General features: G+C 40.6%; 22 protein-coding genes. 17 read left to right on the forward strand and 5 right to left on the reverse strand.

Translation table 11 applies throughout. The annotated features are described in order from the left end of the window. Positions 1-101 precede the first annotated feature (101 nt). The 4 genes from PYW33_RS03420 to PYW33_RS03435 all read left to right on the forward strand — a co-directional run bounded on the left by PYW33_RS03420 (position 102) and on the right by PYW33_RS03435 (position 3,097). Positions 102-434, forward strand: coding sequence for a hypothetical protein (locus PYW33_RS03420; protein WP_004645869.1), 333 nt, complete (start codon positions 102-104; stop codon positions 432-434). 201 nt (positions 435-635) lie between these two features. Beyond that, on the forward strand, positions 636-2,582 hold the full coding sequence (locus PYW33_RS03425; protein WP_004280750.1) for a mechanosensitive ion channel: 1,947 nt from the start codon (positions 636-638) through the stop codon (positions 2,580-2,582). A 68-nt stretch (positions 2,583-2,650) separates the two neighbouring features. Continuing rightward, positions 2,651-2,818 carry a hypothetical protein gene (locus tag PYW33_RS03430; RefSeq protein WP_004280748.1) on the forward strand — a complete coding sequence of 56 codons (168 nt, stop codon included), beginning with the start codon at positions 2,651-2,653 and terminating at the stop codon, positions 2,816-2,818. A gap of 129 nt (positions 2,819-2,947) precedes the next feature. Beyond that, positions 2,948-3,097 (forward strand): hypothetical protein, encoded by a 150-nt coding sequence (locus tag PYW33_RS03435; RefSeq protein WP_004645868.1) that lies wholly within the window; start codon positions 2,948-2,950, stop codon positions 3,095-3,097. A gap of 29 nt (positions 3,098-3,126) precedes the next feature. On the opposite strand, the gene PYW33_RS03440 is transcribed toward PYW33_RS03435, so the two are convergent. After that, complete coding sequence (locus tag PYW33_RS03440; protein WP_004645867.1) at positions 3,127-4,326, reverse strand: BaiN/RdsA family NAD(P)/FAD-dependent oxidoreductase; 1,200 nt, start codon at positions 4,324-4,326, stop codon at positions 3,127-3,129. A gap of 187 nt (positions 4,327-4,513) precedes the next feature. On the opposite strand from PYW33_RS03440, the gene PYW33_RS03445 reads away from it, so the two are divergent. Then, positions 4,514-4,837, forward strand: coding sequence for a DUF4870 family protein (locus PYW33_RS03445; protein ID WP_004645866.1), 324 nt, complete (start codon positions 4,514-4,516; stop codon positions 4,835-4,837). Here PYW33_RS03445 and PYW33_RS03450 read toward each other — a convergent pair. After that, on the reverse strand, positions 4,834-5,715 hold the full coding sequence (locus PYW33_RS03450; RefSeq protein WP_004645865.1) for a 1-aminocyclopropane-1-carboxylate deaminase/D-cysteine desulfhydrase: 882 nt from the start codon (positions 5,713-5,715) through the stop codon (positions 4,834-4,836). The two genes, PYW33_RS03445 and PYW33_RS03450, sit on opposite strands and share 4 nt — an antisense overlap. A 180-nt stretch (positions 5,716-5,895) precedes the next feature. On the opposite strand from PYW33_RS03450, the gene PYW33_RS03455 reads away from it, so the two are divergent. Together PYW33_RS03455 and PYW33_RS03460 are read left to right on the forward strand one after the other, a co-directional pair. Beyond that, positions 5,896-6,078, forward strand: a complete 183-nt coding sequence (locus tag PYW33_RS03455) for an NF038215 family lipoprotein (RefSeq protein WP_004645864.1) — start codon at positions 5,896-5,898, stop codon at positions 6,076-6,078. Positions 6,079-6,181: 103 nt separating this feature from the next. Further along, the gene (locus tag PYW33_RS03460; RefSeq protein ID WP_004645862.1) at positions 6,182-6,805 is read left to right on the forward strand and encodes a LysE family translocator; all 624 of its coding nucleotides are present in this window, start codon (positions 6,182-6,184) and stop codon (positions 6,803-6,805) included. 69 nt (positions 6,806-6,874) lie between these two features. On the opposite strand, the gene PYW33_RS03465 is transcribed toward PYW33_RS03460, so the two are convergent. Both PYW33_RS03465 and PYW33_RS03470 read right to left on the reverse strand, forming a co-directional pair. Then, positions 6,875-8,062, reverse strand: coding sequence for an ammonium transporter (locus tag PYW33_RS03465; protein ID WP_004645861.1), 1,188 nt, complete (start codon positions 8,060-8,062; stop codon positions 6,875-6,877). 448 nt (positions 8,063-8,510) lie between these two features. After that, positions 8,511-9,491: an MBL fold metallo-hydrolase gene (locus PYW33_RS03470; protein ID WP_004645860.1), complete on the reverse strand. Its 981-nt coding sequence runs from the start codon at positions 9,489-9,491 to the stop codon at positions 8,511-8,513. A 268-nt stretch (positions 9,492-9,759) separates the two neighbouring features. Here PYW33_RS03470 and PYW33_RS03475 point away from each other — a divergent pair, with 268 nt between their 5' ends. Continuing rightward, positions 9,760-9,876, forward strand: a complete 117-nt coding sequence (locus tag PYW33_RS03475) for a hypothetical protein (RefSeq protein ID WP_086044934.1) — start codon at positions 9,760-9,762, stop codon at positions 9,874-9,876. Positions 9,877-10,209: 333 nt separating this feature from the next. Next, complete coding sequence (locus tag PYW33_RS03480) at positions 10,210-11,175, forward strand: type 2 periplasmic-binding domain-containing protein (RefSeq protein WP_004645859.1); 966 nt, start codon at positions 10,210-10,212, stop codon at positions 11,173-11,175. A gap of 46 nt (positions 11,176-11,221) precedes the next feature. Here PYW33_RS03480 and metG read toward each other — a convergent pair whose 3' ends face one another. Continuing rightward, positions 11,222-13,282 carry a methionine--tRNA ligase gene (gene metG, locus PYW33_RS03485; RefSeq protein WP_004645856.1) on the reverse strand — a complete coding sequence of 687 codons (2,061 nt, stop codon included), beginning with the start codon at positions 13,280-13,282 and terminating at the stop codon, positions 11,222-11,224. Between the two features lie 312 nt (positions 13,283-13,594). On the opposite strand from metG, the gene PYW33_RS03490 reads away from it, so the two are divergent. From PYW33_RS03490 to PYW33_RS03525, 8 genes are all read left to right on the forward strand, one after another. Further along, on the forward strand, positions 13,595-14,392 hold the full coding sequence (locus PYW33_RS03490; RefSeq protein ID WP_004645855.1) for a putative sodium/potassium/calcium exchanger: 798 nt from the start codon (positions 13,595-13,597) through the stop codon (positions 14,390-14,392). A 289-nt stretch (positions 14,393-14,681) separates the two neighbouring features. Beyond that, positions 14,682-15,941 carry an iron-sulfur cluster carrier protein ApbC gene (apbC, locus tag PYW33_RS03495; protein WP_004645854.1) on the forward strand — a complete coding sequence of 420 codons (1,260 nt, stop codon included), beginning with the start codon at positions 14,682-14,684 and terminating at the stop codon, positions 15,939-15,941. Between the two features lie 257 nt (positions 15,942-16,198). After that, a complete protein-coding gene (locus PYW33_RS03500; protein ID WP_004645853.1) occupies positions 16,199-16,792 on the forward strand; it encodes a LysE family translocator in 594 nt (197 codons plus the stop codon). 123 nt (positions 16,793-16,915) lie between these two features. Next, a complete protein-coding gene (gene dcd, locus PYW33_RS03505; protein ID WP_004280726.1) occupies positions 16,916-17,485 on the forward strand; it encodes a dCTP deaminase in 570 nt (189 codons plus the stop codon). 234 nt (positions 17,486-17,719) lie between these two features. Beyond that, a complete protein-coding gene (locus PYW33_RS03510) occupies positions 17,720-19,999 on the forward strand; it encodes a hypothetical protein (RefSeq protein ID WP_004645851.1) in 2,280 nt (759 codons plus the stop codon). Positions 20,000-20,011: 12 nt separating this feature from the next. Continuing rightward, complete coding sequence (locus PYW33_RS03515) at positions 20,012-20,734, forward strand: hypothetical protein (protein ID WP_004645849.1); 723 nt, start codon at positions 20,012-20,014, stop codon at positions 20,732-20,734. A 33-nt stretch (positions 20,735-20,767) separates the two neighbouring features. Then, positions 20,768-23,038, forward strand: a complete 2,271-nt coding sequence (locus PYW33_RS03520; protein WP_004645848.1) for a DUF6160 family protein — start codon at positions 20,768-20,770, stop codon at positions 23,036-23,038. 21 nt (positions 23,039-23,059) lie between these two features. Further along, the gene (locus PYW33_RS03525; protein WP_004645847.1) at positions 23,060-24,463 is read left to right on the forward strand and encodes a hypothetical protein; all 1,404 of its coding nucleotides are present in this window, start codon (positions 23,060-23,062) and stop codon (positions 24,461-24,463) included. The last annotated feature ends 26 nt before the right edge of the window (positions 24,464-24,489 follow it).

Raw genomic sequence — 24,489 nt, forward strand, 5'->3', positions numbered from 1 at the left:
TTACATCCCGTCACCATCTCACCATGTTTTGTCACAGAAGCCCTATTCACAGCTTGTTATTCTAAAAATCTACTTATGAATAACAAAGAGTGAGGATGGTTATGGTCGATGATTTCAATAAAAAACCACCTTTAAATCATCAGGCAGACGTGACGCAGAAAAAGCGTATCCCTGTTTATATCTTGATTTTGGTCGGTATTTTTTTACTCGCACTACTGTTCTATATGTTTGCTGACATGAATCCAGATGCGAATGATGCTCCTGCAGGACATCCAAATCCGAATGTACAGCCTGCTACCCCAAATAATTCAACTCCAGTCGGTGAGCCTACACAAGGCACGGCTACCATGAATGAGGGGACGGAAGCTACAGCAACCGTGGGTGATGGCACAGAAGCAACAGCAACTGCGACTGATGGACAGGCGACTCAATAACTGAAAATACCTGAAAAGCTCTAGTGAACCACTGGGGCTTTTTTGCAATGGATGGTGATGTTTTAAGGTAGTGCCATCTACCTGGCTTGAGTCTGAAAACATCAAATCTAATATGAATCCGGAAAAAGAAGGGGCTGATTGTTTCAGGGAGATGCCCCCGATTTCAGATAAATAGCTTAATAACAAAGAGGGTAGAACAACATGAATGATTATATGAGAAGCCCGCGTGGTGGCTTCGATGCCATGTACTACTGGGATCAATTCCATCCCATTCTTAGTGCAATTGCCATATTAGTACTTGGCTGGATCATTGCGTTACTGGTCTCGGCAGGCGTTAAAAAGCTCTTGCAGAAACTGGGCACCAATACACATTTAAATACGGCGACAGGTCATCACTCCAATGTGGAGAGCATTATCGCCCGCGTCGTGTTCTGGATTATTCTGATTATTGCCGTGATTGGTGCGCTGAACGTGCTCAATCTTACCAGTGTCAGCGGTCCATTCAGTAATATGATCCAGCAGTTCCTGTTATTTATCCCGCAGTTACTAGGTGCAATTGCAGTCGGATTCATAGGTTGGATTGTGGCCAATCTGGTGAAGATAGGGCTACAAAAACTGCTAGACCGAACGCAACTCGATGAAAAACTCAGTGCTGAAGTCGGTGTCAGTCCGATTAGTAAAAACATCAGTGAAATTGCTTACTGGTTAATTTTATTACTGTTCTTGCCAATCGTGCTGTCTATTCTGGGTCTCAACGGTCTGCTGTTACCAGTTCAGAATATGCTGACCGATGTTGTTAGTTACTTACCAAACATCTTCATTGCTGCAGTCATCATTTTTGTCGGTTATATCCTGGCGAAAATTGTGCGCGGTATTGTTGAAGGACTATTAAACAGTCTGAACGTACAGCAACATGCTGAAAAAGTAGGCATCTTCAAAAACTCGAATGTTTCTCAGGTGATTGGTTCATTTATCTTCGCCGTGGTGATCATTACGGCACTGATCATTGCATTTGAAGCATTGGGTATCGAGGCCATTTCTCAGCCTGCTACAGCCATGCTATATGAAATCATGAATGCCATTCCGAATATTATCGCTGCTGCGTTGATTCTGATTCTGGCGTATGTGGTCTCTAAACTGGTAGCACGTCTGGTAGTTGAAGTAGTTGCCGGTACAGGTGTTGATGAAATTCCTGCCAAACTGGATATCCAGCGTTTTTTAGGCACGACTAAACTTTCCAGTGTAGTCGGTTTCCTGATCGTTTTATTCACCATGCTATTTGCGGTATCTGAAGCAGCGAACCGTCTGGGCTTTGAACAGATCAGTGGTCTTATTGCAATGTTCATCTACTTCGGTGCCAATATCCTGCTCGGTGCGGTGATTCTGGTAATCGGTTTCTGGCTGGCAAATATTGTTGCGAATATCGTACAACGTGGTGAATATAACAGCTCACGCTGGTTAGCCAATCTGGTTCGTGTTCTGATCATGGGACTCGTTGTGGCAATGGGTCTGCGTGCCATGGGTATTGCCGATTCAATTGTTAACTTGGCATTTGGTCTAACTTTGGGTGCTGTAGCAGTGGCATTTGCCTTGGCATTTGGTTTGGGTGGTCGTCAACCTGCGGAGCGTGTACTCACAGATTTGATTGATAAAGCCAAACGAGAAGCCAAAGACCCTAACCCAGTCAAAGAAAAAGCTGAGAACAGCATATTTTCTGGATTAGGTAGCAAGACCACAGGTACAAGTGCAGCCGACATGTCAGGTACTACAGGTGCGGCGATGGGTATGAGTTCTACAGATAGCTCAATGAGCCAGTCCTCTGGTGGTTCGCAAACTGCTACGGGTACTAGCGATTCCTCAATCACAACTCCAGGAGCAGGCATCGTGCCAAATCAGGATTCAGACAAGAGTACGCCTATGAGTACGGATTTATCCCATACTACCCCGGCAATCCTTACCACTGCACCACAGGATGATGAGTCATTAGGTATTGATCCTGTCAATCCGGATGCGGATCAGGCCGTACCAGATTCAGTAAAAGTCGATCCGACTCATCCACCAGCCAATAATCCATTTGGTTCAACCGGAGAAAAAGAGCCAGATGTCGATATTGACCGTTCAACTCAGAAAAAAGATGACCTGAAATAACCTGTTATCTTTAAGCAAAATCGACCACGCTCATGTGGTCGATTTTGTTCAGTCATAAGGAAAAATGAATGAATACCAAGAAACCTAACAAAGTTCTGGCTCCTTTAGTCATTGCAGGAATTACGATTGGCTTTTTTACCGCTGCCTATCGATTTATTTTTGTGAAGAGCACACAGGACGAGCAGTCTGAGCGAGAGCTAGATAAGAAAATACCAGAGACAGACGAATTTAACTGAGAAGTCAATCCTGCTCAGTCACTAGTAATAGAATTTATTTTTTAAAAAATATAGAATATTCAAGTGAATACTAAAATGATTTTGGTATTTTTCTTGCATTAAAAATATAAAGAAAAGGAGATCAACAATATGTGGAAAGCACTCCAACATAAATTCATGGCATCTTCAGCAGATGACGTACCACTATTTCTGCGAGAAGCTCAAAAAATGCAGCTGACGATTGACCGTTTAACAAATACGGCCAATCTCAACCTGTTTAAAACAGACTATCTGGAATGAGTTAAGTAGCAAACCAGATTATCTATTGATTAAATATATTCCGATGCGGCATGTGCCGATGACCATGCCCATTGGAAATTATAACCGCCCAAATGTCCGGTGACATCCAGCACTTCACCAATAAAATACAAGCCTTTCTGCTTTTTACTTTCCATGGTTTTTGAGGATACTTCCGTGGTGTCTACACCACCCAAAGTCACTTCCGCTGTACGGTAGCCTTCTGTTCCTGAAGGTTTCACTTCAAAGCCATGCAGACGTGCCGCAATCTGTTCCAGCTTGTCATCACTGATATTGCCAATGGCAGTTTCAGCGCTTTCAGTCCAGATCAGACTTTGTAATTCAGCCACCACACTTTTCGGTAAATATTCATTCAGTAATGTACGCAGCAAGACTTTGGGCTGATTTTGTTTTCTCGTTTTAAAGAAATCCAGTAAATCTAGACTCGGTAAGAAATCGACCTTAAAGCTCTGACCAACATTCCAGTAATTGGAAAGTTGCAGGGAACTTGGCCCACTCAAACCACGATGGGTAAACAATAGCGCTTCGGTAAAGCTATTAAGCTCATTGGAGAGTGTTGCTTCTACAGCATTTCCGCTTAAGCGTGTCGTGACTTCTTTAAATCCGTCAGAAAAAGTAAATGGAACCAGTCCGGCACGGGTTGGATAGACGTGATGTCCAAACTGTTTTGCAATCTCATAGCCAATGCCTGAACCGCCAAGCGTAGGAATAGATAAACCGCCAGATGCCACGACGACAGATTCAACTTCAAAGTATCCCAGTGAGGTCGCCACCTGAAAGCCTTGATCATCGACTGGATTGACTGCTTTCACTTCGCAGCTGGTTTTGATATCGACCAGCCCAGTTTTGTCACATTCCGCCAGCAGCATCGACAAGATATCTTTTGCACCATTTAAGGTAAACAGCTGTCCATGTTTGCGCTCTTCATAGGCAATGCCGTATTCACATACCAAGCCAATAAAGTCCCAATTGGTATAACGCGTTAAAGCTGAAATCACAAAATGTGGATTGTGTGAAATATAATTGCTCGGTTCGACTTCCAGATTGGTGAAATTACATTTACCACCGCCAGACATCAGGATTTTTTTGCCAACCTTGTTGGCTTTTTCCACCACCACGACTTTACGCCCACGTTGCGCAGCCATATACGCCGTCATTAAACCTGAGGCACCGGCACCTATGACTAGAACATCGTATTGCTTGGAAGACATCACACACTCAAGGGAGAAGAAAAGGGAAGCATTATAGACAATTTTATTTCAGCTTTCTCTATTCCAGAAAAATCAGTTCCGTGATTGCAGATTTACAGCGGATTTTAAACATAAAATATTTGAAAGCTGCTTAAAAATCATGCATAGTTTTTGTACAAACTAAAAAGATAATAACAAGGAAAAGCGAATGGCAAGCGCGGAAGATTTAAAACAATATAATCTGATTACTTATATTCTTTATATTTTAGGATTTTTTCTTGGTCTGACCCCATTTATTGCGATTGTGATGAATTATATCAAGCGTGATGAAATGCGCGGTACCTGGCTGGAAAGTCATGTCGACTGGCAAATTAAAACCTTCTGGATCAGTTTGCTGGGCTATATCGTCGGTGGCTTATTAACCGTGATCTTGATTGGCTTCCTGATTGTATTTCTGGTCTTTATCTGGCATATCTACCGCTTGGTCAAAGGGTTAATTGCCTTAAATAACAATCAACCGATTGAAGATTAAGTTGCTATAAAATCAAAGGGAATATGACGGCCTTGCAGACCACCAGTATGAATCACCAACAGTTTTGATCCAGCCGGAAAATAATTTTTCTCGATTAGATCAAAAATCCCCATCAGCATTTTAGCCGTGTAGATCTGCTCCAGTGGAATTGCAAATTCCGCTTCAAAATCCCGGATAAACTGCATCAAGGCTGCACTGGTTTTGGCATAGCCACCACAGCAATAATCATCGAGAATATTCCAGTTGGTTTTATTCGTTAGTTGAGCGATTTCATCTTTTAAAAATGAACCTTTCAGTGCAGAAAATCCTAAAACCTGTTGATGCCCATGACTGGCTTCGATCAATCCACTGATGGTGCCACCGGTGCCTACTGCACAACAAATCACATCAAATTGCGCATCGCCATCTTTTAATATTTCCTGACAACCTTGAATCGCCAAAGCATTGGTTCCACCTTCAGGAATAATATAATGTTCAGGAAATTGTCGAGCGAGTTCGGCCAAATACTCAGGCTGTTGCTTGCGTCGATATTCATCACGACTGACGAAATGCAACTGCATCCCGAATTGCTGGGCGGTGGCTAATGTTGGATTCAATGGTCGATCAGCCAGTTCTTCACCTCGAATCATACCAACACTCTGAAAACCAAACTGCTGTGAGGCAAATGCAGTAGCGGCAATATGATTGGAATAAGCACCTCCAAAACTCAGAATATGCTGATAATCCTGTCTTTTGGCTTCAAGAAAATTGTATTTCAGTTTAAAAAACTTGTTGCCCGAAATTTGCGGATGCACCAGATCCAGACGACGTATTGTTAAAGTAATATCGTGAAAATTAATTTGTTGATCTGGAATATTTTGGGCAATGGTTTCAAACATAAACTTTCGCAAAGTTCATGATGTAAGCATTATAGCGGAAGTGCTAAAAATCAGAGCTTTTGAATAGCCCATTATTAGCTGATCACCATCGAATTGGTCGTAGATTGTCACAAATATTCCGCTGATTATTTAAACAATAATGCTAATCTAAACAGAGGAAACCCTGAGGAGGGTAGAATAATGAAAATATTATCCTGTGCTGTGTGGGTCGGCATGCTGCTCAGTCTGTCGGGCTGTGATGATGCGATGAACAAACCTAAAACAGAAACCCGCACCATGATTATTGGCGGTGTACCTGTACATGAGCAGGATTATCAACTGCTAGACAAGCATTTGAGTGCTCAGGATCAGTTGAAACCTTAAGTAATTGCAATAGTTAAAATTCATGACAAATCCAGAAATTTTTACAGCAAATTGTCAGGTTTGTGCTTAAAATAGCCCTTCAATTTTTAAGTCAGGTTATCTCGTGGAATCATTCTGGATTTTAGGTTCGATTGCTTTTGCCCTGATGTTAGGTGCAATGAGTCCCGGGCCGACTTCTATTTATGTGGCAAAAAATTCAATTGCCATTTCACGTAAACATGGTTTATTTACTGCATTGGGTACTGGTCTCGGTGCAGCGATTTTTGGTCTGCTGGCAGTACTGGGTTTGCAGGCATTTTTGCTGGCTGTACCTTCGGCTTATCTGGCCTTAAAAATTTGTGGTGGTTTATATTTGCTTTGGCTGGCGTTTAAAATTATTAAACATGCCAAAGATCCGATCGAAGCGGATGTCGCCATTGCCAAACAGATGTCTTTACGCCGTGCCTTTACCACAGGTTTAATTACACAGTTGTCCAATCCTAAAATTGCGATTGTGCTTGCCAGTATTTTTACCGCGTTATTGCCCAAAGAAATTCCAACGTATTTTTATTTTGTTTTACCTGTCTTATGTTTCTTTATTGATGCGGGCTGGTGTTCACTGGTCGCAGTTGCATTATCTGCGGAAAAGCCACGTCGTGTTTATTTGAAGTTTAAAGCTTTGTTTGACCGCGCCGCAGGCGCAGTTATGACGGTACTTGGTTTAAAACTGATCTTTGGTATGAAGTAATTATCTCGTATAGACGTGCTGCTTATAAATAAAAAAAGCCGCTAGCCCTAGAGGCTTTTTTTATATCCATTAAAAAGTATTTTCTTCCGAATTAGCAGAAATACGATGAATCGACAGGTCTGCACCGTTGAACTCTTCTTCCTCAGTCAGGCGAATACCCATCAAAACCTTAAGCAGGCCATACACCAAAAAACCACCCGCCAAAGCAATGACAATCGCCAGCACCGTACCTGTGAGTTGTGAAATTAAAGACACTCCTCCCATTCCTCCGAGCCATTGCTGACCGAAAATACCCACAGCTAATCCACCAAAAGCACCACAAACGCCATGTAAAGGCCAGACTCCCAATACGTCATCCACTTTGAGTTTATTTTGGGTATAGGTAAAGAATTTCACAAAAATAATACCGGCGCTGATCCCGATAAAAAAAGCACCCAAGGGATGAACGACATCTGATCCGGCACAAATCGCCACCAGACCTGCTAAAGGACCATTATGCAGGAAGCCCGGGTCATCTTTCCCCGCAACTTTGGCTGCTATTGTTCCACCGACCATGGCCATCAAAGAGTTAATAGCGATCAGCCCAGAAATGGCATCCAGCCGCTGCGCGCTCATGACATTGAAACCGAACCATCCAACAATCAGAATCCAGGAGCCTAAAGCCAAAAAAGGAATTGATGAAGGAGGATGCGCGGTGATCCGGCCATCTTTTTTGTAACGGCCATGACGCGCACCAAGCAGTATTACTGCAGCCAGTGCGATCCAGCTGCCCATTGCATGAACGACAACTGAGCCGGCAAAATCATGAAAACTTGCACCAAATGCATGGGTCAGCCAATCCTGAAAACCAAGGTTGCCATTCCAGATCATACCTTCAAAAAAAGGATAGGTCAGCGCAACCAGGAATAGGGTGGCTAAAGCCTGTGAACGCATTTTGGCACGTTCCGCAATTCCTCCAGAGATAATCGCTGGAATTGCTGCAGCAAAGGTCAACAGGAAAAAACAGCGCATTAGATTGTAGCCATGATCGGCAGACAAGGTTGCAGCATCATGGAAAAAGTGCTGACCGTAGGCAATATAGTAGCCCACTAAAAAATAAGCGATGGCGGAGATGGCAAAGTCAGTTAAAATTTTACTTAGGGCATTGACCTGGTTTTTATGTCGAACTGTTCCAAGCTCTAAAAAAGCAAATCCAGCATGCATGGCAAGCACTAGAACTGCACCGAGAAGAAGAAATAATAAGTCTATATTTTGCATGGTGCGTTCCAATTTAGTGCGCGGGATCACAAAAGAAAATCAGTATATAGAGGCAAATTGATTGTAGAAGAGGGCTAAGCAAGGGAAATTTTGATGAAGAATTTCTTGAAATTGATAAGACTCGATATAAAGCACGTTACTATTTTTTTGCACCAAACTAAGACATGGCGAGAGTTCATAAAATTCAGATTTATATTATATTTTTAGGTGTTTATATTTATCGTAAGAAAAACGGTGCTAAAAAAGCATGCTAAAGGTGCACGTAAAAAGTAAAAGATTTTTAAGAAAAAATTTAAAAATAAACGAAACTATTGCTTTTAAATTTCAAAGCGTCATTCAAGTTTTAAATTTACCAAGTCATAGGGAATCTGGCTGAAGGATATTTAAAATAAATGAAACCCTAAAAAATTAGGGTTTCATGCTTAGATAAAATTATTGAAGTATTCAATTAATCTTTAAAATGTACCGGAATCCATTGATAGCTTTTATTGTCTTTAGAATAAATATGTCCAATCCCCGGAAATGGCAAATGTGGTGCTGCTACCGTCTGACCATTTTTCGCATATTCAGCAAAATATTTTAAGCGGGTTTCGATCGCCTTTTTCGGATCGACATCAAAGTCAACGCCGGTCTGTGGGCGATCAAACTGCAGCGTATGTGAGTGCACAATATCTCCAATAAACACCATCTGCTGACCTTTAGATTTTAAGCTAAAACCAAAATGCCCCGGTGTATGTCCAGCCGAACTGATAACATCGAAAGCATGGATTTTATCGCCAGTTTTAAAGGTTTTGAGCTGATTCTTGGCCTGATAGGGTGCAATGGCTTTCTTGATTTTATCGACTGTGCCCAAAAAACCTGCCTGCTTGGCTTTTGGTAATTTTTCTACCGTTGTGGGATTCATCCAGAAATCCAGTTCAGCTTGAGACACATAAATGTTGGCATTGGGAAAATTGGCAACACTATTATTACTTATACCGCATACATGGTCTGGATGTAAATGCGTGAGCAGGATGGCATTGACCTGTTCAGGTTTATGCCCTGAAGCCTTTAAATTGGAATACACTGAACCTAGGTGTGGACCATTACAGCTTGAAGTCCCACTATCGACCAGAACCATTTCCTTGGCTGTATTGACCAGAAAGGCATTCACGGAGGTTTGGATGCCTTTAGCTTGATCGACGTAGTATTTTTTCAATATCTGGTCGGCTTGAGCTGCTGGAATATCTTTAAATAAGGCTTTGGACAGATAATTGGTGCCATCTAGCAGGGCAGTAATTTGGTAATCCCCGAAGTTATGTTGATAATAACCGGGAACCTGTTTTTGTTGTTGGGTGCTAGAAACGGATTGTGCATGTGTTTGAGAGATACCCGCCATTGAACCTAAAGCAAGCAATGACACGACGAGAGAAGAAGTGAAGTATTTCATAGCTATTCTTATGTAATTAAAGTCAATTCTATGTATTAGCACGGATGCCAGCGAAAAAGAATATGAATATATTTACCATTTTTTAAAATGGAAGTGCTGATTTGGCATCTGTACTAAAAAATCAGTCTGAATCTGTATATTGATTTTTTGAAAGTAAAGAATTTATTTTTAATGAAAATATTATTATAAATAAAATGCTTAGATACATTTCACTTTTTATGAAAAGCTCGTTAACATGGGGTATTACGAACAAGCTTTGGGTGTCGCGATGAGTTTTTGGAAAAGAAAAAACAATGCCAGCTTTGTATTTTTCATTATTACCTTATATTCACTACTTGGTTTTGGACTGGGCTATGTGATTTGGGAATTTGTGTTGCAAGGCTAAGTGACCCAGCAATAAAAAAAGCCTCTAGAAATAGAGGCTTTTTTATATTTGGATTTTATGAGGGGATTAGCCAGCGACTTGTTTTTAGGTGATGGTGGTGGGTTCAGCTGCTTAAGTTGTGATGGCTGTGGTGCTTAGAGCTAGGGCTAGGAAAAGTGGTTTTAAATTTTTCATAGGTTTCTTATAAGTTTTAAAAGGATAAATCTTTTTAGCATGCCTTTATGATTTTTTCACTATTAAAATATTTGGTGTTATCTTAACCAAATAATTCCACTAAATTAGATGCTTAGACTGAATTTAGTAATGCATAATGAGATAAGTAGGACAAGCAAAATGAGTATTTTAAAAAATGCAATTGATTCTATTCAATTAGGGATTGAAGACTATGAGTTGATTGCTAAGAATCCTAAGAGATTAACCTCTTGTACTAGAAACTTATTTTCTGGCATTTTACTTCTATTTAAATATCATCTGGCAGAGTTAAGTGATGAAGATAGTGATGAAGTCCTGATAAAGCAAAAAATTACCCCAAAATTTATAAATGGAGAAATTACTTTTGTAGGGGACGGGAAAAAAACAGTGGATGTACAAGGCATTCAGGATCGTTTTAAAAGTCTGGATATAATTGTTGATTGGAAACAACTAGATAAAATTCAGGCATATAGAAATAACATTGAACATTATTTTAGTAATGAAAACCCTAAAACTATTGAGTCTATTCTTGCTCATAGTTTTAATATTATTAACGCGTTTACCCGTAATTATTTAGAAAAAGAGCCATCTGATTTATTTGGAACAGAATATTGGAACAAACTATTGGATGTACGGGAAGTTTATACTGCTGAAAAACAAGATTGTGCAGTCCAGTTAGGGAGAAATATATATATGAGTGCTAAGCAAGAAGAGCTGCTTAATAACTCAGTTTGTTTGAATTGTGGATCTGATTTAATAAAACCAGTTGAGACCGGCGTAGATATTAAAGAGACAGATTACATTTGTTTATCCTGTCAAAATATTATGTCTTATACAACAGTTATCAATTCAGCTGTGTCTGAAGATCAAAATAGAAATTATGGATATCATCATTATAAAGATGGTGGAGAAGACCCTTATACAGTTTGCCCAGAGTGTTGCGAAGCTACTTATTCAATGGAAGAAGGTTTCTGTTTACACTGTGAAGAAAAAGCCCATCATGTATGTTCACGGTGTGAAACAGCTCTAAGCCCTGAGGAGGTTACATGGAGTGAAGGTTTATGTGGATACTGTCAGTATCAATGGGAAAAAATAATGGAAGAATAAAAAATTCCCTCTTTAAAGAGGGAATTTTTTATTTATGACTTAAATCTTAAGACACTTTATCACCCGGTTTAGCACCAGATTCAGGTGAAATCACCCAAACGCCGTCGCCATTACCCGCAGCTAGCACCATACCGTTAGAGATCCCAAAACGCATTTTACGTGGCGCAAGGTTCGCCACCATCACCACCAGTTTGCCTTTTAAGTCTTCAGGTTGGTAGAACTCACGAATACCACTGAGCACATTACGTGGCTCAGCCTCACCGACATTTAAAGTGAGTTGAAGCAGCTTGTCAGAACCTTCAACCGTTGCAGCTTCCAAAACTTCAGCCACACGCAGGTCAACTTTCATAAAATCATCAATATTAATGATTTCAGCTTCACCGACTTTAGGTTCAGCTTTCTTTTCAATCTTCTTCTCTTTTTTCTTTTCAGCTTTTGCTGGTTCAGCAGCAGGCGCAGCTAAAGAATCTTTAGATGCATCGACCATCGCAGCTACAGCTTTCGGGTCAACACGTTGCATTAAAGGTTGGAATAATGCAATTTCATGACCGACCAGAATCGTTTCACGAGAAGTGAAGTCGAAAGAAGCTAATTGCAAGAAATCTTGAACCTGCTGAGCCAAAGTTGGCAATACAGGCGCAAGATAAATCGCCAATTGACGGAACAGGTTGATACCCACAGAACATACATCATGAACCTGTTGTTCCTGACCTTCCTGTTTCGCAAGTGCCCAAGGCTTCTTCTCATCGATGTATTGGTTGGCTTTGTCTGCCAGCGCCATGATTTCACGAATTGCCGCAGAGAATTCGCGTGCTTCATAAGCCTGAGCAATTGAGCTACCGGCATCAATAAAGTTTTGTACCAATTCAGGTTCAGTACATGTAGTGCTTAATTTGTTGTCAAATTTGGTGTTAATGAATTTTGCACAACGGCTGGCAATATTCACGACTTTACCGACCAAATCTGAATTTACTTTCTGAACGAAATCATCAAGGTTCAGGTCAGAATCTTCAACTTTGTCAGAAAGTTTCGACGCGAAGTAATAGCGTAGATATTCAGGATTTAAATGCTCTAAATAGGTTTCCGCTTTAATAAATGTGCCGCGAGATTTTGACATCTTTTGGCCATTGATAGTCAAGAAACCATTCACGAATAAGCCTGATGGCGTGCGGTAGTTTGCACCTTCAAGCATTGCCGGCCAGAACAGGGCATGGAAATACACGATGTCTTTACCAATGAAGTGATACACCTCATTTTCAGAATCTTTTTTCCAGTAGTCATCAAAATTCAATTCAGGACGTTTGGTTTTGATGTAGTTTTCAAAGCTCGACATATAACCAATCGGCGCATCCACCCAAACATAGAAATATTTGTTTGGCGCATCTGGAATTTCAAAACCGAAGTATGGCGCATCACGTGAGATGTCCCAGTCGTTCAAGCCATTTTCAAACCATTCGTCCAGCTTGTTGGCAATCGATACCGGCAAGCGACCTTCATCACGAGTCCATTTTTGCAGGTATTCACCAAAATTTGGCAATTTAAAGAAGTAATGATCAGATGATTTTTCGACTGGAGTTGCGCCACTTAAAGTGGAATGCGGATTCAACAACTCTGTCGCATTATAAGTTGCACCGCAGACTTCACATGAGTCGCCGTACTGATCTTCCGCCTTACATTTAGGACAGGTGCCTTTAATGAAACGGTCTGACAGGAACATGCCTTTTTCAGGATCAAAAAGCTGGGTCACCGGACGAACTGCAATATTGCCCGCATCACGGTTTTTCACATAGATTTCTGACGCACGGGCACGGTTGGTATCGCTATGTGTAGAATCATAATGATCGAAATGCACACCGAAACCGTCAAAGTCACGAATGTGTTCTTTTTGCACATTGGCAATTTGCGCTTCAGGTGAAATGCCATTCGCTTCGGCACGTAGCATGATCGCGGTTCCGTGAGCATCATCCGCACAGACATAAGTCACATCATGACCCATCGCACGCATGGCACGTACCCAAATATCTGCTTGGATATAGCCAAGTAAGTGACCCATATGAATCGGGCCATTGGCGTAAGGAAGGGCATTGGTGACTAAAATTTTACGCACGGATTCACTCTCTCATTCGTATTCATTATGCAATGGGCCATAATTTTACATGATGCCGAGGGGATTACAAAGAAATGCTTTGCTGAAACCCTGCGAATAGATGGACTTGGACAGCCCGAATACAAAAGCCTGCATCATCTTTAGCATATAGCTTTTCAATACAGATTTGACTCAGCTCATGCTACATCCTGCAAACAATAGCAACAACATGTACAGGCTTTGTTGCAGTTTGCTTACTTCGCCCGATTCGCGTGATGCTTTGTGCTAAAAAATGGCTGATTGTTTATATGATATGCCTAAGGAGGGTACCTCATGACTCAGCAGAACCAAAACAATACGTCGAAGCAAAATCAAGATAAAGAACAACATGCACGCGAATTAAATGATCAGCTTGCTAAAGAGCAAAAGCAAAACGAGATAGATAAACAGCATAATCAGGAACATAAGAACGGTCAAAGTGCCCAGACCCATGCTGATCAGAAGTCTGATACCCAGCACAACGGCAAAGATGCAAATGCTGAGCAATCAGCGCAAAAAGACAGTTCTCAAGAGAATCAGTCCGATAAAAAAACTGAAAGCTTTAAGATGGATGATCTAAAAGCCAAGGCGATTGCGATCGGTGAGGAGCTATTGCAAAAAGGTGAAAAGCTTCTGAATGAGCTGAAACATGGTAAATCTGACGGCCAGCAACATGCTGAGCAAGGTTCGGATGATGTGAAAAAGGCCAAAGCAGATCATACATCTCAAGATAAATCATCTAACAAGTCAGATAAACAAAATGCTAAAGATGGTCAGACCGATCAGCAGGCAAGTATGGCAAATTTAAAAGATGAAGCCATGCATAAGTTTGAAGATACTAGACAGAAAATCACAGACTTATTCAGCGAAGCCTCGGTTAAGTTCGCTGATCTGAAACAGATGGCGACTGATACGATGAATAAAATGAAAGATAATCAATCGAAGGAAAGTGATTCGGATCAGCAGCAAGATGCCAAAGATACAGATTCAGAAAGCAAATCTCAGTCCAAAAAGGATGAATCGAAACAAGATCAGGATAAAAACACCAAGGATCAACAAGACAAATCTGAAAACAATAAAAATCATAAATAGTCTGTGATCATAGAGCCACTTTAATTACAGAGGGTTAAAGTGGCTTGATCACATAAGATCAATAAAAAAAATTTATTACATCAAAATAATCTGCCTTTCTTTACTCTCAATCATTCATTTTTCATTATTTCTATTCACCAAGATTTCATAAAATATTTCACAAAACCAAGTAAAATAGTTGGAAATTAAAGATATCTGTTTCATCTTCTCCAATACAGTGCTTAACCTTCGCCTAAAACCCCGTTAAACTAAGCGATTCAGATGTCGATCTACATTTTTGGAGTAACCTATGTCTTGGCTTTCTTCGCTTAAATCGGTTTTTTCGCCTTCCAAGGAGGTGAACGAAGAAGCTGTGCAAAACGTACTGCAAAACTATATCTTGCCAAATTCCAGCAATGCCTTGAAAGATCGTATTACGCAGGTCAATGTACAGGGTGAGATTCTGCAAATCACTTTGAATACCTATCCAGAAGAAAAAGCGCAGCTGCAACAGATTCATGATGAACTGGCGGAAGCTTTGCAAAAATGTGGTATTCAAGAACTGAATATGCATGTGATTCAGCAGAAAACTGGACATAAGAAAGAAGGGGGTTGCGGGCATAACCATGCTGAAGGTGAAAACTGTTCAAGCGAGCCTAAAGCGGAAGCAAAACCCAATCTTCCCCCTGTGGTTGATGCGTCGGCACAGCCTGCAAAAACAGAAGAAGCTGATCCAAATAATCCACCTATTCAAAAAGCTGCGCCGCAACAGCGTGATGTTCCAAAACACCCAAGGATTCAAAATGTGATTCTGGTGTCATCTGGTAAAGGTGGCGTAGGTAAATCGACCACGACTGTAAATCTGGCTTTGGCTCTACAGAAATTAGGCCTGCGCGTAGGCGTACTAGATGCCGATATTTACGGCCCAAGTATTCCGACTATGCTCGGCAATGCCGGCAAAACGCCAATGATCGAAGCAGAGCAGTTTGTCCCTATCGAAGCCTATGGGATGGCGGTATTATCAATTGGCCATTTAACTGGAGATCACAATACTCCAGTCGCCTGGCGTGGTCCAAAAGCCACGGGTGCATTAATGCAGTTATTCAATCAGACCCTATGGCCAGACCTTGATGTGCTGATGATTGATATGCCACCTGGCACAGGTGATATCCAGTTAACTCTCGCGCAGCGTATTCCGGTAACGGGCGCAGTAATTGTGACAACGCCACAAAACGTGGCCTTGCTGGATGCGACCAAAGGCATTGAATTGTTTAACCGCGTGCAGATTCCGATCATGGGCGTGATTGAAAACATGTCGACCCATATCTGCTCAAATTGTGGTTTTGAGGAACAGATTTTTGGTACAGGCGGTGGCGATAAACTGTCTGAGCAATATCAAGTCCCATTATTGGGTCGTTTACCTTTGGATGCTAAAATTCGTGAAAATGCCGATGCTGGAACGCCGTCAGTGATCGCGGGAGATGCTGCTGCAGAAAGCTATATGCTGATTGCAGAGAAAATTGCAGCGCAGTTACCTAAAGCAGAGAAAGACCATAGTCGAATTTTTTAATTCTATAGACAATTCAGATATTTAAGCCTTAGCTAAAAGCTAGGGCTTCTTATTTCTTATTTTTAAAATTAGCTCGATTTAAATGATCGAAATTGACTGAAATGACTATCGGGTGTTTATCCTGAAATCTTATATAAATATTTGAATTAATTAAAATAAATAAATTTTAATATAAGATTATATGTTCTCTTACAATTATTTTTTTGCAGCACTGACCGAATTCTTCTATGCTACGCGGATTAGAGCGAGGTCAAACTATGATTTCATGGTTTTTTATTGGTTTAGTGGCAACCATTCTTTTAACACCAGGCCCAACCAATACCTTATTGGCATCTTCAGGCATTCAGGTCGGATTTAAAAAAACATTTCGTTTAATTCCTGCCGAAGCCTTTGGTTATCTGATCGCCATTAGCTTATGGGGCATTCTGATCGGAAAAATTTCCGTTCATCTTCCACTGTTACCGACCATTCTCAAGCTTTTTAGTGCTGGCTATATTCTGTTCCTTGCTGTGAAATTATGGCGGACTGCAGACATAAGCGAAAATCTTGAAAATGTCTCGATTCGCGCACGAGAATTATTTTTGGCAACCTTGCTTAATCCTAAAGCACTTTTATTTGCCTCAGCTATTTTTCCTGTCATTGTCTGGAAAAGTAGTCAGCATTATATGACTCATATGCTTGTTTTCTTACTTCTGCTGATTCCGATTGCATTCTTCTGGACTTTTCTGGGTTCAATCCTGGCCAGAAAAAACAGTCGCTGGCTCAATCAGAAAAACCTGCAGAAAACGGCTTCGCTGGTATTAATGAGCTTTTCCATTCCTTTAAGCTATTCTGCACTTTTAAGTTTATAAGCTGATCTCGATCAGCAGTTTTTTGGTAACTTGAGCTCTAAGCCTTTCACTTATTTTCATTAGTGTCAATTTCAGTTAAAGTACGTCGTAATAACTTGTTTTTAAGATTTTTGGATTATATCAATGGCAATTAAGTCTGATCGTTGGATTCGCGAAATGAGCGAAAAACACGGCATGATTGAACCGTATGCAGAAAACCAGGTACGTTTGGATGAAAATGGTCAAAAGCTGATTTCGTATGGCGTATCCAGCTATGGTTATGACGTGCGTTGTGCACGTGAATTTAAAGTATTCACCAATGTGCATTCTGCAATTGTCGATCCGAAGAACTTTGATGAACGCAGCTTTATTGATATCGAGTCGGATGTCTGTATCATTCCGCCTAACTCGTTTGCTTTGGCGCGTACCATCGAATATTTCCGCATTCCACGTAATGTCTTGACCGTGTGCTTGGGCAAGTCTACTTATGCGCGTTGTGGCATCATTGTTAACGTGACTCCGCTTGAGCCAGAGTGGGAAGGACACGTCACTTTAGAGTTTTCAAATACGACCAATCTTCCTGCGCGTATTTATGCAGGTGAAGGTGTAGCGCAGATGCTGTTTTTTGAATCTGATGAAGTCTGTGAAACCTCATATAAAGATCGTGGTGGTAAATATCAAGGTCAGACAGGCGTTACTTTGCCGAAGACCTAATTGTTTTAAAATATTGAATGACGGGACTTTATGTCCCGTTTATTTTTTTGAGATTTTCATTCATCGGAAACTGCTATTTTTCGCCTAATTGGCTTTGGCATCTGTATCAAAAATCAGCATAATGGATTCCGCATAACCATAAAAAAGATGCGATGCATTATAAAAAATCAAAGATTGGCGGCTGGGAAGCTGAAGCATAAGGTGCGGAGCATCGAATAAAAAGGAAAGAGTGAGATGGCTCAGATAAAAGATATATTTAAATTTCGCAAAAGTTATTTGGCGATGACAATCGGTTTCAGCCTGTTGCCTTCTGCACATGCGATGCAGGAATTATCAGATTCTTCTCTTTCTAACACCACAGGTGAAGGTGTTGCGCTTGTTCTTGACGACTTCAAAATGGTGTTTCAAGGTCCTAAAGATCTTTCTGCTGGTTCCAGTTATGCCAGAGGCATTGAAAATCCCGGACAAGCAGATACAGGATTTATTCGTATTATTCCAACAGGGGAAAACTATGAGAAGTTAGGGGAGAATGTATATGATAAAATTTATAAAACATCTTATGATAATAATGTTCTTCAAGGAAAAATCGATAGCGGCTATAACATTTTATATACCTCTACCTACAATTCCACTTATGACACGAGTTATACGAGTTTATACAGCACCTATACCCAGCCTATTCCGGATAAACTGACTGCTGAAAGGACCAAATTAGAGTCTGAAATTCCTGATCGTTATTTTAATTCAGATGCAATTATTCAACGCTATTTTAATGAACGGCATAATTACTATCGAAATGGAACAAATAGAGGATTGTTTGACCCGGATGGTAGGGCTGTCAATGATGGTACGACTGTTTATACGACGAGACCAGTCAGTGAAGATCCCACAGGGCTTTTGAATTATGCTGAAAAAGCATTGGAACATGCCACTACAAATACCTATGAAATGATTCAGCTGTTATATGGTGGTCGTGCGAGTGAAGCGAATGCGAATTTAGCCAATTCTACTTTTTACAAAAGTTTGACTGGTTTCACGCGTAACAATGTTATTGGATCAGAAATTAATAGCTTAGTGCAGCGACTAAGTGATGCCTCATATGCGGCAGCAGATATTCGAGCTAAATTTCAAGCAGGGCAAATTGCAGAAGCAGAAGCGAAAAAACAGACAGAAGAACTGTATGCAGGCATTCTTAGTGATGCGAAAACTGACGCTTTGTTAGAAGCAAAAAATACCACAGTCGGTTCTTTAAGAACCAAAGCCGATGTATTTATTTATGGTCTGGCATTGTCAAAAAGCGATGGCTCTCTAAGCACGCGATACAGTAATCAGGGTTTTAGCTGGGGATCAGCCGAGAATCCCTGGTTGTTTCGTGCGGGAACTGAAAATGTTAAACAGTTCAAGGATGCTGCTAAAGATGTAGGCTATATTGCTTTGGAGGCTCCATTAAGCCCGATTGCAGGTGTGGAAAGTGATAATAATATCAAGTTGGGTTTCTGGAGTGATATTTTTGCGCGTGAGCTTAATTCTTCTAATGTGGTAGATCCTATAACAGGTGGGCCGACTTCGGGGCTTGATAAAGAACACCGTTTGAGAACCCAATTTGTTGCCAATGGTCTTAGCCTTAATGGCTCACAAATTCGGCTGTTTCAAACTTTAGAATCTGACAATAAGGATTATAATCAAACATTAGGTTTGGCAAGTATTATTCGCTTAAATACTGATGATAATCCTTCGGCAACTGGTTATTTTGATACTCGATTGTTATCAAGGCTTGATAAAGTAAAAAATAAAACTGATGCAGAAATTGCGGTATTACGAACCCTTACAGATAAGCAATTAGAAGCAGAAGGTTTTGATCGGGAGATGATCTCGGCTGAAAGTGTAACTTTAGCCAGAACATATGCTGGAAATACAGATTCAATCAATACTCGTAATAATGCTCTAAACAGGAAAGGTATTCGTTTAAGTACTGCAGCAAAAACAGATGGGCTTGATGGTGATGGCCCAACCCCAGCCTTGAATGGAAGTATTGCTCCAGTCTTTCATGATTTTGATGGTTTATATCTCTATAGTCCAAATATTAACTTGGTGCTCGGTAATATGTACCAGCCTTTCGTGGTGGGTTCAGAAGGCAATAACATTATTTTAGAAGTGACACGTATTCCCAATATTCCTTCTATTTATAATCAAATCTATCAAAATTACGGTGGTGGACTCGGAACAACCGATTTAAAGGGTTCTACCTGTAATGTCTATAGTTGTGGCACACCAATTAAAAATAATGTTTTAGATACTACTGCACTTTATCAAGGGCGTAATGCAACTCACAGTAGTATTGCCATAGGCACCACAGAACGGATTCCAGAGACAAATATGCTGCGAGCGAAGGATGGTGTTGATTCAACCGGCATCGTATTTAAAAGCATTGATGGCTCAAGTAAAAACTTTGGTTCGGCAGTCATTGATGGTGTGCTGATTCAACATTTAAAAATAAAAACTACAGGTCTATAAGGGAGTACGAACATGTCCAAATTATTGACTCTTTGTACACTGTTATGTACTTCGATGTTCAGCTATGCCGGATTAGAGATTCTGGATCAGCAAGCATTAACTGATACCGTAGGACAGGGTGGAGCAGATCTTAACTGGACTTTATCTTTAAACCATGTTTATGCGACAGATTTAAGTAAAGATAAAATTTCTCGGCTTGATGGAAATGGTAACCCACTAGAAGTATTTTATGTGCTCGATCCGGACACTTGTGGGGAAAGTAGACAGTTTTGCCGATTAGCAATTGCACCGAATAATCATATGGATGCCAATGGAAATAAAAAGTGGTTAGTGTTTAAAGGTATTCAGGGCACAATTCAGATTGATAAGTTCTCAATTGATGGAACAACCATTATTAATCATCGTAATGAGCCACAAACGGCCATGGACATCAGATTCTATGATGACCAACCTTTGAAGATCCGTAACTTAGGTTTTAATACAGTTTCTATCGAAACGGGCACAGGTGCTGGTGCATTAGAAGGTTATGCCAATACAGGTGCTTATAGTACCTATACCGGCCGTACCTATAATGCCGATGGAACTTATACAACCGCACCCCAAGATGTTCCTTCGTTTGATAAAGGTGCTGAGAAAGGATTTATGGGGTTGAATGTTCATGGCAATTTACATATGTCAGGCAATTTGAAAATATTTGGTTATAACTGTACAGGTGGGGCACAAAGTCGTTGTTAGTAACAACGTCAAGTACAGCATAAGGATATATAAATGAAAAAAACAACAATAAAGTTGAAATTGCTAACAGTATGCATGTGTCTTATCCAACAAGGTTATGCACTTGAAAGTATTGAAGAGCAGGAATTGAGTGAAGTCACTGGACAAGATGGTATGGTGATTACTCATGAAATTTCTAAAGCCAGTATTGCTCAAGTTAATTGGTATGATCCAAATCCAACGACTAATACAAAAATGGGTTTAGGTTTGCATGATGTTGAAATTAATGGAAAAGATAATAATCCAATCCTTAGTCAACTGGAAATAGATGTCGGTGCAACTTCGGAAGGGGCAGGACTGCGGCTTGCGGCAAGTGTTTCACCATTTCAAGCCACTGCAGATTTAAACTTGGTAAAAATTGCTTGTACGACCAATCCATGTAGTCAGTCTGCAAATAGTATTCGGACTGCGGGTACACAATCTAATCAAAGCTTAGGTGCATTAGGAATTAGTACCTCTACACCGCTGAGTGTTCTATTGCAAACCAGTGCAGGTTTATTTAATAAAGATTCAATTGCGAGTATCGACTTTCAACTGAAAAATGCCACGATTAGTCATCAATTAGGTGAAAATAGTCTGATTTTGAATGACTTTAATTTTAATTTTGCAGGATCGGGCTATCTGTATATTGACCCGAACGAAGGCATGGTTTTGACAACACGAGAGCAGTATGTAGATTTAAAGCGTGCTGTAGATCTGACTGATATCGCGGCTGGCCGGGTTAATCCGACCAATCCGGGGGTTAACATTGATTTACGGTATAATACGCCAAATAACGAACGTAAAAATATTATGCGATTAGGGGCTTCAGGTGCAGTCACTAATGCAAGACTCTCCATGAGTGCTGATCAAACCCAAATTGGTACTTTCGATGTTAGCAATAAAGTAAATGGTGTATTAGAGCGTCAGGACAAAAATGCAACAGGTTACAGTGGCCTGGTCGGAGAAGGCGGGTTGAATCTGGGCTTGTCTGCAGATTTCACAGGTGCTAATAGTACTGGACGTCCAGCAACTATGGCACCGACAACACTTGAGATTGGTCATACTGGTAAGGGAAGCCATGCGGTGCAATTTTCCAATCTCAGACCATTGACTACACGTAATGCTGACGGTTCCTTACATGGGAAAAATGCTTATATCGATTTTGGGAATATATATATAAATACTATTACTGCAAAAAGTCTTGATTTTATCATTAATGAAAATATGCGAAAGACTTTAGGTGGGAGTGAGGTGCTTAAACAGACGCTCAGCACTTCAGCGGCTGGGGATGACTTTGCACTTATTGCTATACGAGGCATGGACTTTCAGGCCATTGCTGCGAAGGCACGGTTTATTTCAGATAATTCGCTCAACGAGCTGGGTGGGGATGGGGGCTCATGGGGGATTGGTATTCCTATCTATAATTTAAATGCCAATGTTGCATTATCTGGGACGACCTATGGGCTAGACAATAAACAGGCCATTGCCTATAACATCATGGCATCGACTGAAGGTTACGGAATTGACAAAAAAACCGGTTTGCCAAGCACTACCTCAATAATATTGATTGATGGCAAGAATGGCGATCATGGTGAGGCAGTTAATTATTATGCCGGCTTTAGGAATATCGATGCTCTGATCAAGTCGGAAGGTATTATTGGCTATGAAGATGAAGGTATTTATATTCGTGCTGATAAACTACTGATTGGAGCCAAAGCTGAGCTTGCGATTGGTCAGTTACCAGGGTCTAAATATAACTGTACCAGTGCATCGGTCACTAAATGCGGGGCCTATGTGCCTCACGATAATTTTTCCAAACGTGACGATGTTTTAACCAATATCGCTTTTAAACTTGATGGAAATGGTGAACTGGTGATTATTCCTGGGGTAGATCCAACCGCCAGTTCTCCAGATACCAACTTCTTGTCACTTGAGGCAAACTTTAAATTTAGGCCACTCACATCAGAAGAAAATACAGATAAAGATAATTTAGGTAGCTATTTCAGTATTGCCAATGAAGATATTGATTCAACCGGGGTATTAAAAACTTCTTCGATTAACTTTAACCGGATGGAAGGTCATTTGGGCGTTAAAGGAAAAGTTCGTGTCAGTGCCGATACAGTGACTTTGGATAATCAAGTCAAACTCAATTACGAAAATAATATTGCGACACCATTTAAAACCAATTTTGCCATGGCGACCAATGGCAATATGCAAAATATGGCAAGTATTGCACTGACTGGTGGAACCATTCGTAGCACGATGGGAATCACACCACGTTAATAAGAATATAAGGACGTTAAAATGAAAAAAATATTTTTGAATAGTCTGGCTTTGGCAATGTGTGTGATTACACAGCAAAGTTTTGCAATGACAGCTTTAGATGATGACGCTTTATCTGCAGTTGATGCACAAGCATTATTAAATCTAGAAAATGCTTATGATTCATCTCAAGGGATTAACTTTCATAAGCTGAGCGTTGAGGCTTTGATGGAGTTGAACGTTAATATTAAAACTTTACAGCTCGGTTGTGGTGGAAGTAACGGTGGAACAGGCTGTGATATTGATATTTCCAACTTAGCATTAAGTGGATTGAATCCCAGCTTTGATGCTGAAGGGAATCCTGTCTTTTCCGGTGATCGGGCTAATACTAGTGCCAGTATAAATAATCCTTTTATTGAATTTGCGATTAAAAATGGCGGAAGTGCCTCTACCCGAGAAGTAGTGGGTTTTCGCTTAGGTGCAGATAAAATTGTCGGGCTTTTGACCATGGGAACTGATAACGTTGAGAATCCGAATGATGGTCTCAAAAGTTTTAGTGGCTATATGAAAATGGCGCAGACTACGGGCGAGTCTGTAACAAAGGCCGGAACTTTCGGTAATGCAAGTGATCAAAAAATTCAAGGGAATTTAAAGGCCTTGGGGCAAACACGTGAATTTATTAGTAAGCCTGGTGCTGAGGGCCATACTGGAATTACTGTGCCTTCCATGCGGGTGGACTTTACCATGCCTGAGACTATTGTAACCGGACAACGACTAAAGTCGGCAACTGTGACGAATATTCGTTCCAGTATTACCTCGATTCCTTTGGCAGCGCCTATATCTGGCGCAACTTTGCCAAACGATGTAATTGGTACACCAAATTTCTCAAATGATAAACTATACGTGGAGTTTGACCCATTAATTGACTTTCTTAATTTGGGAACTCATTCTTTCTTTCAAATGGGGGCCGGTTCAAGTCTGGATAATCTGAATATGGACATTACCTTTGTCCAGGCTTTGAACATGATTCATAATATTCCTTTAAATGGTACAGGCGGCTATTTATCTTTACAAAGTCAAAATGTACATTGGCAAGGAGCAGATGCAGCTGATATTGCCAAACCAGGTTGGTGGATGTCTTTTAAAGATCCGATCCAACTAGGGGTATTAAAAACCACAGATGAAGTGGATATTTCATTTGTATTACCTCAAGTTGCCACAGCTATTTCAGAATTCCTGTTACGTCCTGAAAATTTGATTAATGTAAATGTAGGTGAAGCTGTAGGTTCGCTTGCAAATGTGCCAGTCGTACGTAAATTAAATATTGATGTCGGTCAATTTACTAACTACAATGGTGGAACTCCCGCAACCTTAACCTTAATGGATAAGTTGCTACAAAACCAGAATGTGACTTCAAACTGCTTTGGTGGGCATAAGTTCTGCTAGTTTATAGCCATAAAAAATCCCGCATT

Source organism: Acinetobacter lwoffii, from assembly GCF_029024105.1.
In the GTDB taxonomy this organism is placed as follows: Bacteria; Pseudomonadota; Gammaproteobacteria; order Pseudomonadales; family Moraxellaceae; genus Acinetobacter; species Acinetobacter lwoffii.

Excerpts from the sequence above, each read along its gene's own strand:
- PYW33_RS03420 (WP_004645869.1), top strand. The coding sequence starts at position 102 with ATGGTCGATGATTTCAATAAAAAACCACCTTTAAATCATCAGGCAGAC.
- PYW33_RS03425 (WP_004280750.1), top strand. The coding sequence starts at position 636 with ATGAATGATTATATGAGAAGCCCGCGTGGTGGCTTCGATGCCATGTAC.
- PYW33_RS03430 (WP_004280748.1), top strand. The coding sequence starts at position 2,651 with ATGAATACCAAGAAACCTAACAAAGTTCTGGCTCCTTTAGTCATTGCA.
- PYW33_RS03435 (WP_004645868.1), top strand. The coding sequence starts at position 2,948 with ATGTGGAAAGCACTCCAACATAAATTCATGGCATCTTCAGCAGATGAC.
- PYW33_RS03440 (WP_004645867.1), bottom strand. The coding sequence starts at position 4,326 with ATGTCTTCCAAGCAATACGATGTTCTAGTCATAGGTGCCGGTGCCTCA.
- PYW33_RS03445 (WP_004645866.1), top strand. The coding sequence starts at position 4,514 with ATGGCAAGCGCGGAAGATTTAAAACAATATAATCTGATTACTTATATT.
- PYW33_RS03450 (WP_004645865.1), bottom strand. The coding sequence starts at position 5,715 with ATGTTTGAAACCATTGCCCAAAATATTCCAGATCAACAAATTAATTTT.
- PYW33_RS03455 (WP_004645864.1), top strand. The coding sequence starts at position 5,896 with ATGAAAATATTATCCTGTGCTGTGTGGGTCGGCATGCTGCTCAGTCTG.
- PYW33_RS03465 (WP_004645861.1), bottom strand. The coding sequence starts at position 8,062 with ATGCAAAATATAGACTTATTATTTCTTCTTCTCGGTGCAGTTCTAGTG.
- PYW33_RS03470 (WP_004645860.1), bottom strand. The coding sequence starts at position 9,491 with ATGAAATACTTCACTTCTTCTCTCGTCGTGTCATTGCTTGCTTTAGGT.
- PYW33_RS03475 (WP_086044934.1), top strand. The coding sequence starts at position 9,760 with ATGAGTTTTTGGAAAAGAAAAAACAATGCCAGCTTTGTATTTTTCATT.
- PYW33_RS03480 (WP_004645859.1), top strand. The coding sequence starts at position 10,210 with ATGAGTATTTTAAAAAATGCAATTGATTCTATTCAATTAGGGATTGAA.
- PYW33_RS03490 (WP_004645855.1), top strand. The coding sequence starts at position 13,595 with ATGACTCAGCAGAACCAAAACAATACGTCGAAGCAAAATCAAGATAAA.
- apbC (WP_004645854.1), top strand. The coding sequence starts at position 14,682 with ATGTCTTGGCTTTCTTCGCTTAAATCGGTTTTTTCGCCTTCCAAGGAG.
- PYW33_RS03500 (WP_004645853.1), top strand. The coding sequence starts at position 16,199 with ATGATTTCATGGTTTTTTATTGGTTTAGTGGCAACCATTCTTTTAACA.
- dcd (WP_004280726.1), top strand. The coding sequence starts at position 16,916 with ATGGCAATTAAGTCTGATCGTTGGATTCGCGAAATGAGCGAAAAACAC.
- PYW33_RS03510 (WP_004645851.1), top strand. The coding sequence starts at position 17,720 with ATGGCTCAGATAAAAGATATATTTAAATTTCGCAAAAGTTATTTGGCG.
- PYW33_RS03515 (WP_004645849.1), top strand. The coding sequence starts at position 20,012 with ATGTCCAAATTATTGACTCTTTGTACACTGTTATGTACTTCGATGTTC.
- PYW33_RS03520 (WP_004645848.1), top strand. The coding sequence starts at position 20,768 with ATGAAAAAAACAACAATAAAGTTGAAATTGCTAACAGTATGCATGTGT.
- PYW33_RS03525 (WP_004645847.1), top strand. The coding sequence starts at position 23,060 with ATGAAAAAAATATTTTTGAATAGTCTGGCTTTGGCAATGTGTGTGATT.